Origin of the sequence: Kribbella sp. CA-293567 (assembly GCF_027627575.1) — a bacterium.
Classification (GTDB): domain Bacteria; phylum Actinomycetota; class Actinomycetes; order Propionibacteriales; family Kribbellaceae; genus Kribbella.
Map to the genome: position 1 here is coordinate 1765048 of NZ_CP114065.1, position 13886 is coordinate 1778933.

General features: G+C 68.3%; 15 protein-coding genes. 8 read left to right on the plus strand and 7 right to left on the minus strand.

Going from position 1 to position 13886, the window contains the following annotated elements; translation table 11 throughout:
* Window positions 1-15 precede the first annotated feature (15 nt).
* A complete protein-coding gene (locus OX958_RS08545; RefSeq protein ID WP_270136661.1) occupies window positions 16-342 on the plus strand; it encodes a hypothetical protein in 327 nt (108 codons plus the stop codon).
* Window positions 343-400: 58 nt separating this feature from the next.
* On the opposite strand, the gene OX958_RS08550 is transcribed toward OX958_RS08545, so the two are convergent.
* On the minus strand, window positions 401-724 hold the full coding sequence (locus tag OX958_RS08550) for a hypothetical protein (RefSeq protein ID WP_270136662.1): 324 nt from the start codon (window positions 722-724) through the stop codon (window positions 401-403).
* A 135-nt stretch (window positions 725-859) separates the two neighbouring features.
* On the opposite strand from OX958_RS08550, the gene OX958_RS08555 reads away from it, so the two are divergent.
* Window positions 860-1252, plus strand: a complete 393-nt coding sequence (locus tag OX958_RS08555) for a hypothetical protein (RefSeq protein WP_270136663.1) — start codon at window positions 860-862, stop codon at window positions 1250-1252.
* A 34-nt stretch (window positions 1253-1286) separates the two neighbouring features.
* Here the strand turns inward: OX958_RS08555 and OX958_RS08560 are convergent, their stop codons facing one another.
* Window positions 1287-1721 carry a DUF4440 domain-containing protein gene (locus OX958_RS08560; RefSeq protein ID WP_270136664.1) on the minus strand — a complete coding sequence of 145 codons (435 nt, stop codon included), beginning with the start codon at window positions 1719-1721 and terminating at the stop codon, window positions 1287-1289.
* Between the two features lie 111 nt (window positions 1722-1832).
* On the opposite strand from OX958_RS08560, the gene OX958_RS08565 reads away from it, so the two are divergent.
* The 3 genes from OX958_RS08565 (at window position 1833) to OX958_RS08575 (ending at window position 3968) form a co-directional block, all read left to right on the plus strand.
* Window positions 1833-2426 carry a hypothetical protein gene (locus OX958_RS08565; protein ID WP_270136665.1) on the plus strand — a complete coding sequence of 198 codons (594 nt, stop codon included), beginning with the start codon at window positions 1833-1835 and terminating at the stop codon, window positions 2424-2426.
* 141 nt (window positions 2427-2567) lie between these two features.
* Window positions 2568-3407: a Bax inhibitor-1/YccA family protein gene (locus tag OX958_RS08570; RefSeq protein WP_270136666.1), complete on the plus strand. Its 840-nt coding sequence runs from the start codon at window positions 2568-2570 to the stop codon at window positions 3405-3407.
* 123 nt (window positions 3408-3530) lie between these two features.
* Window positions 3531-3968, plus strand: a complete 438-nt coding sequence (locus OX958_RS08575; RefSeq protein WP_270136667.1) for a VOC family protein — start codon at window positions 3531-3533, stop codon at window positions 3966-3968.
* A 75-nt stretch (window positions 3969-4043) separates the two neighbouring features.
* Here the strand turns inward: OX958_RS08575 and OX958_RS08580 are convergent, their stop codons facing one another.
* On the minus strand, window positions 4044-4274 hold the full coding sequence (locus tag OX958_RS08580; protein WP_270136668.1) for a DUF4287 domain-containing protein: 231 nt from the start codon (window positions 4272-4274) through the stop codon (window positions 4044-4046).
* A 106-nt stretch (window positions 4275-4380) separates the two neighbouring features.
* Window positions 4381-5409, minus strand: coding sequence for an SGNH/GDSL hydrolase family protein (locus OX958_RS08585; protein WP_270136670.1), 1029 nt, complete (start codon window positions 5407-5409; stop codon window positions 4381-4383).
* 123 nt (window positions 5410-5532) lie between these two features.
* Here OX958_RS08585 and OX958_RS08590 point away from each other — a divergent pair, with 123 nt between their 5' ends.
* Window positions 5533-6918, plus strand: coding sequence for a cystathionine beta-synthase (locus OX958_RS08590; RefSeq protein ID WP_270136671.1), 1386 nt, complete (start codon window positions 5533-5535; stop codon window positions 6916-6918).
* A 481-nt stretch (window positions 6919-7399) separates the two neighbouring features.
* On the opposite strand, the gene OX958_RS08595 is transcribed toward OX958_RS08590, so the two are convergent.
* Window positions 7400-8878 carry a flavin-containing monooxygenase gene (locus OX958_RS08595; RefSeq protein WP_270136672.1) on the minus strand — a complete coding sequence of 493 codons (1479 nt, stop codon included), beginning with the start codon at window positions 8876-8878 and terminating at the stop codon, window positions 7400-7402.
* Between the two features lie 51 nt (window positions 8879-8929).
* Window positions 8930-10171, minus strand: coding sequence for a lactate racemase domain-containing protein (locus OX958_RS08600; protein ID WP_270136673.1), 1242 nt, complete (start codon window positions 10169-10171; stop codon window positions 8930-8932).
* A 179-nt stretch (window positions 10172-10350) separates the two neighbouring features.
* Here OX958_RS08600 and OX958_RS08605 point away from each other — a divergent pair, with 179 nt between their 5' ends.
* Window positions 10351-11739, plus strand: a complete 1389-nt coding sequence (locus OX958_RS08605) for an FAD-binding oxidoreductase (protein ID WP_270136674.1) — start codon at window positions 10351-10353, stop codon at window positions 11737-11739.
* A gap of 19 nt (window positions 11740-11758) precedes the next feature.
* Here OX958_RS08605 and OX958_RS08610 read toward each other — a convergent pair whose 3' ends face one another.
* The gene (locus OX958_RS08610; RefSeq protein ID WP_270136675.1) at window positions 11759-12763 is read right to left on the minus strand and encodes a hypothetical protein; all 1005 of its coding nucleotides are present in this window, start codon (window positions 12761-12763) and stop codon (window positions 11759-11761) included.
* A gap of 96 nt (window positions 12764-12859) precedes the next feature.
* Between OX958_RS08610 and OX958_RS08615 the strand changes: the two genes are divergently transcribed.
* Window positions 12860-13882: a LacI family DNA-binding transcriptional regulator gene (locus tag OX958_RS08615; RefSeq protein ID WP_270136676.1), complete on the plus strand. Its 1023-nt coding sequence runs from the start codon at window positions 12860-12862 to the stop codon at window positions 13880-13882.
* Window positions 13883-13886: the final 4 nt, after the last annotated feature.

The following is a 13886-nucleotide window of genomic DNA, read 5'->3' on the forward strand; positions in this document are numbered from 1 at the left end:
TGTCAGACTGACGGGATGGACGATCAGCCGCCGCAGGTGGATCAGCAACCAGCTGCCGACACCAAGCTGAGCTTTGCCGGAGTGATGCGTGAGCTGTTCGACCTCAACACTATCTACGAGTCGGACAAGCCCGGGCGGCTCCGCTGGTGGGTGGTCAGGCTGGTTCTCTTCGGGATCGGCAGCTGGATTGGTGGGCTGATCTGGCGGGTCGTGCACGCCGAGTCCGAGGACAACCGTGCGCTCTGGCAGAGCCTGCTCACGAACGCCTATTTCTGGGCCGGTCTCCTCGCCACGGGCTGCTATGCGATCTATGACCGGCGGGTACGTCGCTCTGCGCGGTAGTGATTGGAGTGGTTGCCGACGGTCTGGCTGATCCCATCGCGAGCCGAGCCGCTGCCGGTCAGCCGGGATGTGTGAACGAGATCGGCTTACCGGCGGCGCGGGCGTAGGCGATCTCCCTGCTCGTGGACTCACCGATGTACCCGCCGGGGTTGACGATCAGAACGCGGTCGGCCAGGTCGATCTTGCGTAGGTGGAGAGCGCCCAACACGGTCTTCTGCTCGTCGGTGATCACCTTGTCTGCTTGGTGATCCTCGGCGTGCGGGAAGAAGCCTGGCGCGAGGACGATGACGCCCGCGAAGGTGAGATCGCGGTTCGCCGCGTGCATCTCGTCCGCGAACCGGGTGGAGCCGCAGATGCAGACGATCTCAGGTCGGTCGGGCACTGCTCAGTCCTTTGGGTCGAGCGGATGACGTTGGTGTGCATGTTGACAGCACACCGCCGCACTGTCGCGTGCGGGAGACAACACGGCTCAGCGTGAGGACGAATCGAGTGCTGTGATCGCACTATCGTGTCGCGTATGTCGATCGGATCAGGTGGCGTGGCGACCGAGATCGTCGGGGTCACGGATGACCCTCGGCGTGGCATCGCCGGTGGAGGTACCGGGGTCTACGAGTTCTGGACTGCCGATGGCGTGCAGGTGTATCTGCATGACACCACCCTGGTCAGCGTCCTGTGGGAGCCGGTACGCGGCAAGCTCGGGTTCCGGTTCGAGGCGGAGCGGGATGTGCTGATCGAGTTCGAGGGGGTGGTGATCCTGGAGTGGAGTCAGGACAACGAGGGGGTCGAGGGGGCTCCGGAGGATCTCCCCGGGCAGGTCTCGGACTTCTCGTACGACGGGTGGAACGGGTTCGAGCTGATGACCGCGCAGTCGGTGATCGGGTTCACCGCGCGGAAGCTCGTGGTGTCTTAGTCCGGATCTGCGCATGACGAGGTACGCGGGGAAACTACAGGCGGAGGCCCGGGCGGGCGTCGTCCCAGGCTGCGGCTGAGATTCGCCAGCCGTCCAGGGTGCGGATGAACTGCATCGACTTCATGCCGCGGCCGGTGAAGGCTTCGCCGTTCTGGACGCCTTCCTTGGCGTAGCTGCCCCACCAGTGGGCAATGTCACCGAAGATGTCGATGCGGCCGTTCACCGGCCATTCGCTGAAGCTGACCAGGGTGCCGCCCTCGAGAAGTTCCTGGCGGGGAGCGATGAACTCCTCGACGCTGTAGACGGCCGGCTCGTCGCCACAGGTGCGGACGATGACGGCTTCGGGGAGGAAGAGCTTCCGCAGTACGTCGAGACGTTCGGCGGTGCCCTCGCCGGAGGTGAAGGACCTGAAGAACGCTTCCACCATCACCTCGAGCTCAGCGCGGTCGGCGGCGGTCGGGTCGGTCATGTGGTTGATCGTAGATGCATCGCTCGCCGATGGAGCCGTCTGTGGCCGCCCGCTGAACGGTGACTTCGTTGACCTGGCGTCGAGGCCGCGAAGTACGCGATAGTGCGCGCTATGAACCAGCGAGATTTTGTCGCCACTGTGGGGAAGCTGGCGGAACGGGTCGGGTATCCGGCGCCCACCGTCAGCTGGGTTCCCGGCGTGGAGGGGCGGCACAGCATCCTGCTGCAGGACGACGGCCGGAGGCTGGTGGTGCACGAACGCGTGGGCGAGGAGTACACCGCGCGGGAGCGCGAGTTGCTGATCGCCCAGGAACTCGTCCAGGCGCGGCTCGGCGGCCCGCGGCAGCGGAAGTGGATCAAGACGGCAGAGGCACTGATCGGCTGTGCCGTGATTGCCTTCGCCATCCTGATCACGCGCCAGTCGGTGAGTTCGCTGCTGTTGTCCTATGTACTGGCGATGCTGGCCGGCTACGCCAGCTGGACGGTACTGCGGGTGCTGCTCGCCGCAGCCTGGACCCGGTGGTTCACCCGTCGCGCCGACCGGGCGCTGGCGGAGGTGGTGAGCCGCGGTCAGGTCGTGGCGTGGTTGCGGGGACTCGCGGGCAGGCCGGCAAAACCTGACCTCAGGTCACGCTTCCGCTGGATCCTGGACGGCGCTCCGCCGCTGCCCGCCGAACGGCTGCGGATGCTGGGGGAGAAGCGCTGAACGGTTGGGTTACGCAACCTGTTTGTGCCGTGGGTATCGCTTGGGGAACACCTGGGTGATCCTCAGGCGTTGTTAAGGGTGGGCCCGTAGTATCACGTTACGACCCACAGCGGGTCGACAGTGGGTCATCAGGAGGATGACATGCAGAGCAGTAACCCGGTCCTGAACCGGTCGAGTGCATTTGCGCCTGGCCAAGGCCAGGCCTATCCCGGGGCCGCTCCGTACGGTCAGCCGGGTCCTTACGGTCAGCCCGGCCAGTACGGCGGGTCCGGTATGCCGCCCCAGGACTACCAGGGAGCGCCCGCCAACAGCCGTCCGATGACGTTGGACGACGTCATCGTCAAGACCAGCATCACGCTGGGCGTCGTGGTCGCTGCCGCGGCCGTCGCCTGGAACGTGGTGCCCGACCGTCTGGTGACGCCGGTGTTCCTCGCCGGCGCGCTGCTGGCGTTCGCGATCGCGATGGTGTTGTCGTTCTCGCGCAAGGTCAACCCGGCACTGGTGATGGTCTACGCCGTCGCCGAGGGCCTGTTCCTCGGGATCGGCAGCAAGTTCATCGCCGGCTACGTCGGTGACTCCGGCATCATCGTGCAGGCGATCCTGGCCACGATGGTGACGGCGGGAATCACGCTCGCGTCGTACAAGTACTTCGCGATCAAGGTGACGCCGAAGTTCACCAAGATGGTCATCATCGGCACGATGGGCTTCGCCGGGGTGATCCTGATCAACTTCGTCGCCAGCCTGCTCGGCTTCAACTCCGGGATCGGCGGCTTCGGCCCGATGGGCCTGCTGTTCGCCGCGCTCGGTGCCGGTCTGGCCGTGTTCAACCTGATCCTCGACTTCGACATGATCGAGCAGGGTGTGCGCGCCGGAGCCCCGCAGAACGAGGCCTGGCGGGCGGCGTTCGGCCTGACCGTCACCTTGGTCTGGCTGTACTGGAACATCCTGCGGATCCTCGCGATCCTGCGCGGTGGCGACTGACCAGCAGTAGGTAGCAACTGATCAACGAGGCCCGGCTCCTTCAGGTGGAGGAGCCGGGCCTTCGTCATGCCCCGGTGCGCGGAGGCCCCACGAACTGTCGGTGCCCGCTGTCATCGTGGGGGGATGACGACGCGATGGACGATGACGATCGACTGTACGGATCCGGCGCTGGTCGCGGGGTTCTGGCGCACCGCCCTCCGGTACGCCGATGCCGACCCGCCGCGCGGCTGGGACACCTGGGAGAGCTGGCTGGTGGACCAGGGCGTGCCGGAGGAGGAGTGGAACGACGGGGCGAGTCTGTCCGATCCGGACGGCGTGCTGCCCTCGATCTCGTTCCTGAAGGTGCCTGAGGCCCGTACCACGAAGAACCGGCTGCACCTGGACCTACAGGTCAGCGGCGGGCGCGACAATCCCGCGGCTCAACGCGAAACCGCCATCCGGCAAGAGGTTGCCCGCCTCGTCGAAGCAGGCGCGACCGTGGTGCACGAGGTGGCGCAGAACGGCGTACTCGATCACTTCTGGCTGGCCGACCCCGAAGGCAACGACTTCTGCGTGGTGTGACCGAAACCAGCGAAGACCCGCCCTTCCACCTGAAAGGGCGAGTCTTCGTGGAAGTCGTCTCTCCTGTTCGGCTCGTCAGCCCATTCGCCTGTGCGCTTTGACCAGGTCGTACTCGTGGACGATGGCTGTGGCGTGCCCGTGAGCGAGGGCGTACTCGCTGGAAAGCCACTTCACCCTGTCGTCGAAGCGCAGGAACGACGGTCCGTCGTTCATCAGCCTGAACCACTCGGTCATGTCACGTCCGGTGCACCGGGGCACCTTCTCCACCAGACGTTGGTGCGTCTCCTCGGAGTGGTTCAAGCCCATCTTCGCCTCCCGTTTGATCGGGGTTGTCGCGTAGTCATTCGACTGTGCATCAGGAAAACGCCGCGTGCAAGACCCTCTTCGTGAAAGTCGTCGCTCAGCGGACGCGCTAATTCCCAACAGGCACAGGCGACGTGGCGTCGGGGCTGTCCTCGTCGATCCGCTCGACCTCGACCTCCGGGTGCCGGCGGCGATGCCTGAGCTGCGCCCAGCGACCGCGGGGACCACGCTCGTGGCCGGCCACCTTGGCGGCGGCCACCTCGGTGCCGGCGGTGCGCACCGCTTGCACGGCGGCCTCCGCGATCGGCAGCACGGCTTCGCCGCGGAACGGCTCCGGATGCACGAACGACTCGGGACCGACCCCGACCGAGGCCGCCACCGAAGGCAGCAGGGCGGCCGCGGCCGCGGCGTACCCGGTGACGGAGGGGTGGAAGTTGTCCGGGCCCCACATCGACGGGTTGGTGCGGAAGGCCTCGCTCAGCAGCGAGCCCATCGACACCGTGCGGCCACCGGCCTCGACCACGCTGATCGTCTGCGCGGCCGCGAGCCGCTGGCTCCACGACCTGGCCACCTGCCGCAGCGGCGGCATGATCGGCCGGACGACGCCGAGATCGGGACAGGTGCCGACCACGACCTCGCAGTTCGCGGCGCGCAGCCGGCGGACGGCGGAGTCGAGCAACCGGACCGAGGTCGACGGCGGCACCTGGGCCTTCACGTCGTTGACGCCGATCAGGATCGCGGCCACGTGCGGGCCGGCCAGCAGCGCGTTGTCGACCTGGCCGGCCAGGTCGATCGACTTGGCCCCCGTTCTCGACACGTCGACGAGCCGGACCGGACGCTGCGCGAGCTCGGCCAGACCGCAGGCGAGCAGTACGCCGGGGGTCTCCTCGGGCGCGGAGGTGCCGTAGCCGGCCGCGCTGGAGTCGCCGATCATCGCCAGCGTGATCGGCCGTCCTGGGTATCGGCCGTAGAGGCCGTCGCCCTTGGCCGGGTGAGCCTTCATCGGACCGATGACGCGCTTGGCGTACCGCGCTTCCGCGGTCAGTACGCCGTACAGCGTCGCCCCGATCAGTCCAAGTCCCCCGCCACCGAAGGCTGCGGCCTGGGCCAGTTTCCTGGCGGCCCGGGCTTTAGTCATAGCTCCAGGATTACACGCTGTGACGCCGAAGCAAGCGATAATTCGGGCCGACGCGCGGAATGTGGCCGACTGTGCAAGCAGCGATGTCGCTGACCGCCCGGAAGTCGCACTACAGTGGAATGCGTGCGCTATGTGAACTCACTCCTTGACCTGGTCGGCAACACGCCGCTCGTGCGGCTTTCGAAGACCACCGACGGCGCCAAGCCGCTGGTGCTCGCGAAGGTCGAGTACTTCAACCCGGGCGGCTCCGTGAAGGACCGGATCGCCGTCCGGATGATCGAGGCGGCCGAGGCCTCCGGCGAGCTGAAGCCGGGCGGCACGATCGTCGAGCCGACCTCCGGCAACACCGGCGTCGGGCTGGCGATGGTCGCCCAGGCGAAGGGCTACAAGTGCGTCTTCGTCTGCCCCGACAAGGTCAGCGAGGACAAGCGCAACGTGCTCAAGGCGTACGGCGCCGAGGTGGTGGTCTGCCCGACCGCGGTCGCGCCGGAGCACCCGGACTCGTACTACAACGTCTCCGACCGGCTGGTCCGCGAGATCGAGGGCGCCTGGAAGCCCAACCAGTACGCCAACGTGAACAACCCGATCTCGCACTACGAGTCGACCGGCCCCGAGCTGTGGGAGCAGACCGAGGGCAAGATCACCCACTTCGTGGCGGGCGTCGGCACCGGCGGCACGATCAGCGGCACCGGGAAGTACCTGAAGGAGGTCTCCGGCGGGCGCGTCCAGATCATCGGCGCCGACCCCGAGGGTTCCGTGTACTCCGGCGGCAGCGGCCGGCCGTACCTGGTCGAGGGGGTCGGCGAGGACTTCTGGCCGGAGACCTACGACAAGGACATCTGCGACCGGATCATCGAGGTCTCGGACGCCGACTCGTTCGCGGTGACCCGGCGGCTGGCGCGGGAAGAGGCGATGCTGGTCGGCGGATCCGCCGGGATGGCGGCCGCGGCGGCGATCCGGCTGGCGCAGGAACTTTCAGCCGATCCGGCCACAGAGGACTCAGTGATCGTCGTCCTGCTGCCGGACGGCGGCCGGGGCTACCTGACCAAGGTCTTCAACGACGAGTGGCTCGCGCAGTACGGGTTCCTTGCGCACGAGCGGCAGGGTGCGACGCTGGGCGAGGTGCTGGCGCGCAAGGACGGCAGCCTGCCTGGTCTGGTGCACACCCACCCGCACGAGACGATCGCCGAGGCGGTCGAGATCCTCCGCGAGTACGGGGTGTCCCAGATGCCCGTCGTCCGGGCGGAGCCGCCGGTGATGGCGGCCGAGGTGGCCGGTTCGGTGTCGGAGCGGACGCTGATGGACGCGCTCTACTCCGGCAAGGCGCGGCTCGCCGACATCGTCGAGCTGCACATGGACCCGGCCCTGCCGTCACTCGGCGCGGGCGAGTCGGTCACGAAGGCGGTCGAGCTGCTGGAGGGGCGGGACGCCCTGATGGTGCTGGACGACGGCAAGCCGGTGGGCGTGCTGACCCGGCAGGACCTGCTCGGCCACCTCTCCGTCGGCTGAGTAGGTTGGTTCATCGGTCCACCACGGTGGGGACGATGGCGATCAGGACCGTGACCAGTACGCCGAACACGATCGCTGCTGACCCGAGAAGCTGAAGGATTTCCATACCTCCAGAGTGCTCTCGGCCGGCGTCCGGTCCATCGGCCCCAGGACCTGTCCTGGTGTACGCCCTGGGTAGCAGAACCCCTTGTGGTACTCATACTTCCGTTGCCTGAAGCAATAAAAAACGACGCCGGCTGTCCCGTCGAGGACAGCCGGCGTCGGCGTTCGGGCCGCGAAGTACCGAATCAGCGGTCGACGACCGTGGGGATGATGGCGATCAGGGCGGTGATCACGACACCGCCGACGATGACGACCGTGCTGAGAATCTGGAGGAGGTTCATGACTCCAAGAATCCTCCGCGCGGGCCCGGAAAGCGTCGGCCCAAAGTCCTGTCTTCGTCTCCACCCATGGTCGTACGCCGACCCTGAGCGGCTCCTCCTCAAGTAGTCAGGGTGAGGACGAAGTCCGCTGGATCGAGGCGGCGGGTGCGGCGCCAGTACGACGTGGTGAAGGCGGGCCAACTGGTCGAGTTGCGGCCCTGCGCGTCGAGGTACCAGTTGGTGCAGCCCGCCTCCCAGACGGTGCCGCGGAGATCCTTCTGCGTTTCGCCGACGAACCGCTCCTGCGCCTCCTCGCGGACCTCGACCGACAGCGCGCCGTTGCGGCGGAGCAGTGCGAGCGCCTGCAGCACGTACCGGACCTGCGCCTCGATCATGAACACCATCGAGGAGTGCGCGAGCCAGGTGTTGGGTCCGGCCAGCAGGAACAGGTTCGGGAAGCCGGCCACCGTGATCCCCAGATGGGCGCCGATCCCGTGCTGCTGCCAGGCGTCACCCAGATCGACACCGTCGCGGCCGCGGATCCCGAGCCGGGTCAGGTTCGCGAACACCTCGAAGCCGGTGCCGAGCACGAGGGTGTCGCACTCCCGCTCGATCCCGTCCTCGGTGACCACGCCGGTGGGGGTGATCCGCGAGATCCCGCTGGTGACCACCTCGACGTTGTCGCGGGTCAGCGCCGGGTAGTACTCGTTCGAAAGCAGGACCCGCTTGCAGCCGATCTGGTAGTCCGGCGTCACCTTCGCGCGCAGTACCGGGTCGGTGATCTGCCGGCCGAGGTGACGCCTGGCCTGGAGTTCGAGCCCTTTCATCAGCCGCGGATTGCCCGCGAAGCCGAGGCCACGGGCTTCCAGAGCCCAGTAGACGACGTCGCGGATCGCCCGCTGGCCGGCCGGGAAGCGAGCGTGCAGGGCCCGTTCGAAGCGCCCGATCGCGCGGTCCGGCTTCGGCGTGACCCACGGCGCGGACCGTTGGTACAGGTCCAGCTGGGCGGCCTGTTCGGCCACCGGCGGCACGAACTGGATCGCCGAGGCGCCCGTCCCGACGACGGCCACCCGGCGCCCGCTCAGGTCGTGCTCGTGATCCCATTCGGAGGAGTGGAAAGCCTTGCCGGCAAAGGAGTTCAGCCCCGGGATGTCGGGGAAGTTCGGCTGGTGAAGGCCGCCGACGCCGGTCACCAACGCCTGCGTGCGCAGCGTCTCGTCGCCGTTGAGCGTGACCGTCCAATGCCCGCTGCTCTCGTCGTACGCCGCATCGGTGACCTCGGCGCCGTACCGGATCCTGTCCGCGATCCCGTACTTCGCCGCGCAGTGCTCGAGGTAGCCGAGGATCTCGTCCCAGCAGGCGAACATCCTGCTCCAGGACGGATTCTGCTCGAACGAGAACGAGTACAGGTACGACGGCACGTCACACGCACAGCCCGGGTAGGTGTTGTCCCGCCAGGTGCCGCCCAGCCGGTCGGCCTGCTCCAGGACGACGAAGTTCTCGCACCCCGCCTGGCGGAGCTTGATCGCCATGCAGAGCCCCGCGAACCCGGAGCCGACGATCGCCACCTCGACGCCGGCCTGTTCCGTAGCAGTCATAGCAGCGAAGGTTACCGGCGGGTTAGGCCGGTGTCAGGAGCTCAGACCCGGTCAGCGAAGGCGGTGCAGGATCTCGCCCGCGTTGGGCAGCACCAGGGTGTCCGGATCGTTCTCGTACTGCGCCAGCTCGAACTCGACCGGATCCAGGTAGCCGAGATTCGCTCCGCGGACGACGTCCTCCGGGATGCCTGTCGCCAGCGTGACGTCGACGCGGCAACGCTCGCCCTCGACCGGATCCCAACTGCCGGCCCCGCGGAGATGGGTCGAGTGCGCTAGCACGCCCCAGTGCAGCGAACGGAACTTCTCCCACTGGCCGAGGAAGTAGTCGCGGCAGTGGTAGCCGATCTGCTCGATCTCGGGGTGCATCGCGGCGAGCTGGGTGATGTGCGGCGCGTAGATGATGACTTCGCCGCCGTCCGCGACGATCGGCTCGACCTTGTAGAAGCCTTTGGCCGCGGTCCAGATGTCCTGGTAGCGCGCCGGCATCAGCGAGACGACGCGGCGTACCGGGCGGTCGAGGTAGCGGACGTGGGTCTCCGCGGAGACCTCGGCGGCGGCCTGCCACGAGGACTCGGTGTCGCCGAAGGCCACGGCGTGCAGGGCATTCGTGCCGGACTGGGCGACGACGCTGAGGGCGAGTTTTTCGGCCGGGATGAGGGCGGCGGCCTCGTTGATGAGGGCGCGGACCGGCGTGATGCCCGGCGTACCGATGATGCCGGCGCTGGTGATCAGGGCGCCGAGCCAGTGGGACAGGTCGATCACCTCCTGACCGGCCACGCCGGGGAAGAAGTACTTGTTGCCGCCCGAGAAGCCGACCACTTCGTGCGGGAAGACCGGCCCGACCACCAGGGCGACGTCGTGCTCGACCACCGCACGGTTGAGGCGGACCGGGACGGCTTCGTGCAGCAGGCCCCCGGAGATCTCGCCGATCCGGTCCGCGCTGATGGTGCCGAGGTCGGCGAAGGTGTCCTCGTTCCACCATTCGTGGTTGAGCACGGCGTAGTCGCCGCCGAGATGGGTGGCGAGTTCCCCGGCTGACATCCCGGCATGGGTGCCCAGGGCAACGAGCACGGTGAGACGGGAGACCCTGCCGGTCAGGGCGCCGTGAACCGCCCGCAGCAGCAGCGGCAGCGGGCAGCTGCGAGTCGCGTCCGGAACGATCACACAGACGCTGCGGCCGTCGAGCTTCGCGCCGGCCAACTGCTCGTGGACGAAGGCCGTGACGTCCTCGTCCGAGAGGACCTGGCCGGATCCACCCAGGACGGCAGCGGGGCGCGCAGTGGTGACGGTCATGGGCCGAAGTTTAGTGGCAAGCGGTTGCACGGGTCGTTCGAACGGGCCGCGGTGAGAATGCGCGGGGCGTAGTCGCCCGGGAACCGTTGGTAGGGAGGCGATTCGAGGCGTTGACCGGGTCGGCGTGGCAGCGCAGCATCGGGCGTGTCAGGTGGGAGGCCAGTGGAGGGGGAGTTCCCATGTCCGACACGGTTCAGCGACCGTCTGGGGCGCATCGCGGGAGGCCGGACGGGTTCGGCGGCGTGGTGCTGCGGCCGGGCGACCCGTCGTACGACGAAGCGCGGTCGGTCTTCAACGCGATGATCGACAAGCGGCCGCGACTCATCGCGCGGTGCGAGTCGGCGGCCGACGTCGCCGCGGCGGTGCGGTACGGCGTGGCGGAGGGGCTGGAGATCGCGGTCCGCGGTGGCGGGCACGGCGTCGCCGGTACGGCGGTGTCCGACGGTGGCCTGGTCATCGATCTGCGGAAGATGCGGTCCGTTCAGATCGACCCGGAGGCCCGGCTCGCGCGGGTCGCCGGCGGCGCCGTCTGGGCCGACGTCGACGGGGCTTGTCAGCAGTACTGGATGGCGACGACCGGTGGCAGGGTCTCGACCACGGGAGTGGCGGGGCTGACGCTCGGCGGCGGCTCGGGCTGGCTGGAACGCAGGTTCGGGCTGGCCTGCGACAGCCTGGTGTCGGTCGAGCTGATCACGGCCGACGGGCAGCTGGTGATCGCTGACGAGACCCGGAACCGTGAACTGTTCTGGGCGCTGCACGGCGGTGGCGGCAACTTCGGCGTGGCGACCGCGTTGACGTTCAGGCTGCGGCCGCTCACCTCGATGGCGGTGGTGAAGCTGTACTGGCCCGCCGACGCCGGCGTGGACGTCGTACGGCGCTATCGGGATCTGATCGAAGCCGACGCCCCCGAGGAGCTGGGAGGCGGCGTGTTCTTCCTGACCGGGGAGTCGGCCGAGCCGGTGCCGGTGCACCTGCGAGGGGAGCGGTTGATCGGCGCGTCCGCCGTTTACGCGGGGTCGGAGCAGGAAGCGCGGGCAGCCTTCGCGCCGATGTTCGAGCTCGGGCCCTCGTTCGTGGTGGCCGCCGAGGCGCCGTACGCCGCGATCCAGTCGGCAGTGGACGATCCGCCGGGGTTCCGCAACTACTGGTCGGCCGAGCATCTGGACGAACTGCCCGACGAGGCGATCAGGGCGTTCTGCGATCGCGCGGCCGAGATGCCGCATCCGTCGCCGTCACAGCAGGTGCTGATGCCATGGGGTGGCGCGGTGGCCCGCGACGCGGGCAAGTGGCCGTTGCCGCACCGGACCGCCGCCTGGGTGGCGCACCCGTTCGGCATGTGGGCCGACCAGGCCGACGACCGGCGCGGAATCGAGTGGGCCCGCGGGTTGTGCGCGGATCTGAAGCCGTGGTCGACCGGCGCCGTCTATCTGAACTTCATCGGCGACGAGGGGCAGGACCGGATCGTCGCCGGGTTCGGGCGGGAGAACTACGACCGGCTTGCCCGGGTCAAGGCCGAGTTCGACCCGGGCAACGTGTTCCGGCTGAACCAGAACATCCTGCCGGCCTAGCTTCTGGACGGCCTCGCTGCTAGACGGCCCTGGCAATGGCGATGGAGCCCTCCAGGCGGGCACCGGCCTCGTAGATCATGTACTCCACGCCGTTGTCGGAGCCGAACGCCGCGGCCGCGCACCGGCCGTTGTCGGGTGCGCCGGCCAGCGGCCGGTGGAAGACGCCGAGGTGGTTGCGCAGGTCGAAGTTCTTGCCCACCTCGGTGATCCGCATCGACCCGCCGGCCTCGATGTTGGTGTGGTAGATGACGTACGTCGAACCGTTGCGCTCGGCAATCGTCGGGGCACCGATGTTGAGCGCGCCCACGTCCTGCGGCCGGATCAGTGGGGTCTGGGAGAAGGTCCAGTTGCGTCCCTCCGGCGACCAGCCCCAGCCGATCGAGCGGCGGTTGGCGGTGGTGTTGATCATGAAGACCATCACGTACCGGGCGCCCCTGGAGGGCAGGTCATGGCGGAACACCCGCGCGTACGAGGCCTCCGTCGTACCGGCCGGCAGCATCGAGGTGGAGAGCACCACCTTGTCGTAGCTGAAGTGGATGCCGTCCTTCGACCGGGCCAGCCGGGTGGTGGTGTTCTCGCCGTGGAAGTACATCCACATCTCGTTGACGTCGTCGTTCCACAGCGCGTGCGTCGAGGACACGTGCGAGACGTTGTAGTGCGGTGACCAGGTGCGGCTGATGATCGGGTTGTTCGCGTACTCCGTGTACGGGCCGCCGAGCGAGTTGGAGTAGGCCATGCACAGGCCGCCGGGAGCGTCGTGCGGGGCGTAGTACAGGTAGAAGCGGCCGAGGGCGTTGCTGATCCGGCCGACCGTGCCGCGGACACTGGGGAAGATCAGTTCGCCGGTCGGGTTGTAGCGCAGGTTGGCCTTGTTGAAGGCGACGCGGACGTACTTGTAGTCGGGGAACCCGGCGGGCGCGGCGTTCGCAGTACCGGTGAGCGGTACTCCGGCCGCGAGGCCGAGGCCGAGACCGGCGGTACCGCGAAGTAGGGTGCGGCGGCTGACGGGCGGTAGGTTCGTCATCGGGGTTCCTCACACTTCGGGGGCGGTTGCTGCCGAGTGTGTGAGCAACCGGTCGCAGCAGTCAATAAGCTAATCCGTATTAGCTAAGGTGAGTTCATGGCCAGAGCACCGCGTCAGGCGGATGTCGCCGCCGCTGCGGGGGTATCGCAGACCACGGTTTCGCTGATCCTGTCCGGCAACACCGAGGGCCTGCGGCTCGCGGAGTCGACCCGCCGGCGGGTGCTGAAGGCGGCGGAGAAGCTCGGCTATGTGCCGGACCCGGTCGCCACCCGGCTGGCCTCGGCGCGCAACCACATGATCGGCGTCTACACGTTCGCCTCGGCGTTCCCGACCGCGGTGGACGGGTTCTACTACCCGATTCTGGCCGGGATCGAGGAGGAGGCGGCCGCGCTCGGGCAGGACCTGATCCTGTTCACCGGGACAGGCGGACTGGGGGCACGCGCCGACGACAGGACCGCGATCCGGCGGACCCGGATCGCCGACGGCTGCGTGTTCTTCGGCCGGCACGTTCCGCAGGAGCCGATCGACTGGCTGCTCGGCGGCGGCTTCCCGCTGGTGTACGTCGGCCGCCGCGACGAGTTGGACGGGCGGATTCCCTTCGTCGGCGTGGACTACGTCGCCGCCTCCGCCGCGATCGTCGACCGGCTGGTCGAGGCGGGCCACCGCGAGATCCGCTATCTGCGGTCCACCGACGACGCGCTTTCGTCCTCAGATCGCGAGCAGGGCGTTCGTCAAGCCGTCGCAGCGGCCGAGCTGCCGTCGCAGCGGCTCGTCGTACGGGCTGCCGACGCGGAGGTCCCTGGCCTGGTCGATCGGTGGCGCCGTGAAGGTGTGACGGCGATCGTGGCGGAGGAAACCGACACCGGCTCGTTGTCGGCGGCGCTGCTCGCGGCGGTGGAGGGGGTCGAGGTGCCGGCAGAGCTGTCGATCGCCGTGCTCGGTCAGCCGAAGGATCACCCGGAGGTGAGCGGTTTCGAGGTCCCTCGCCGTGACCTGGGCCGCCACGCGGTCCGGCTGCTCGTCGAGCAGATCACCTCGTCGGCCAACGCGGTCGTTCCGCAGGTTCTGCTTGAGTGCCGACCCGTCGAAGGCTCCACCATCGGCCTGCCGCGGGACTGACGCC